The organism is Lacihabitans soyangensis, from assembly GCF_024343775.1.
In the GTDB taxonomy this organism is placed as follows: domain Bacteria; phylum Bacteroidota; class Bacteroidia; order Cytophagales; family Spirosomataceae; genus Leadbetterella; species Leadbetterella soyangensis.
This window is the reverse complement of the sequence record NZ_RJUF01000149.1, coordinates 1-1,353: the sequence shown is the minus strand read 5'-3', so window position 1 is coordinate 1,353 and position 1,353 is coordinate 1. Positions and strand designations below refer to the sequence as shown.

Below are 1,353 nucleotides of genomic sequence, written 5' to 3'. Positions count from 1 at the left end.
ACTACTCATGCCTGCCACTGAGTTGAATGATAAAGTCGTACCAACACATTTCGGTGAGTCAGAGCTCGGATTTGGTACCGGCAAAGAATTGATTGTAACAACTGTAGTTGCACTTGCAGTACAGCCATTGGCACTCGTTACAGTTAAGCTATAAGTACCACTTGCAGCAGTAGTTACACTGCTGATGCTTGGTGTTTGTATAGAAGCACTAAATGAATTCGGCCCACTCCATACGTAACTGGTCATGCCTGATACCGAATTGAAACTCAAGGTTGTACCCACACATTTAGGCGAATCACTAGTTGGGTTTGGAACTGGTAATGCATTTACAATTACATTTGTGGTCGCACTTGCACTACAGCCATTTGAGTTTGTAACTGTCAAGGTATATACTCCGTTGGCTGCCGTCGTTACATTACTAATACTTGGATTCTGCTCAGTTGAACTAAATGAGTTTGGACCCGACCACAGATAACTTGTACCAGCTGATGAAGTTAAATTTAAAGTGTTTCCTGAACAAATCGGAGTGTTATTGGATGGATTTGCTACAGGCGTAGCATTGACTGTAACTGCCGTTGAGGCCGTTGCAGTACACCCATTGCCATCAGTAACGGTAACCGAATAAGTTCCACCAGTTGTCACATTGGCTATGATAGGATTTTGGATGGACGAACTAAATCCATTCGGACCCGTCCATGAGTAATTTGTTCCTCCTGAACTACTAAGACTAGCTGAATTTCCCGAGCAAATTGGTGAATTACTTGATGCTGATACTGTTGGGGTTGGATTTACAGTAATTGTAAATGTTTGTGGAGGACCAGTACAAACTAATGAAGCAGTGTATGTAATGGTTACCGAACCATCGCCAGTATTTAAACCAGCAGTAGTTGAAGAGGCATTAAGGTTACCTAAATAACTTGAACCACCAGCACCACTCTGACCTACAAAGTTTCCATTGTATGTACCATTATTACCCGTCAGGCCTCCACCGTTTGCTCCGATTGAACCAGTTGAGTTAGCAGCTTGGTTGGAAGATAATTCATTACCACCACTCCCACCAACTCCCAAAACTCCTTCCCCCCCTTTGTTAGCCGGTGCAGCAGTTGCAAATGTAGAAACCCCACCAGTTCCACCTCCTATTTGCGTTCCGCCTGTTGGGAGATTACCTGGGGTCGAACCAGGCCATGCGGCACCACCACCACCACCGTAGTAACCACCGCCACCACCACCACCAGTTCCTCTTCCACAACCTGCAAGTCTATTTCCAGCCGCACCGCCACCACCACCTGCTACAATTACTCTATCAGCTAAAGCAGTACCACCGACTCTAATGTCAGATGCTCCTCCACCGTT

General features: G+C 45.5%; 1 pseudogene. It reads right to left on the bottom strand.

The features are described from left to right. Positions 1–1,353 (bottom strand): annotated as a pseudogene (locus EGI31_RS15145) (hypothetical protein); the annotation flags it as partial.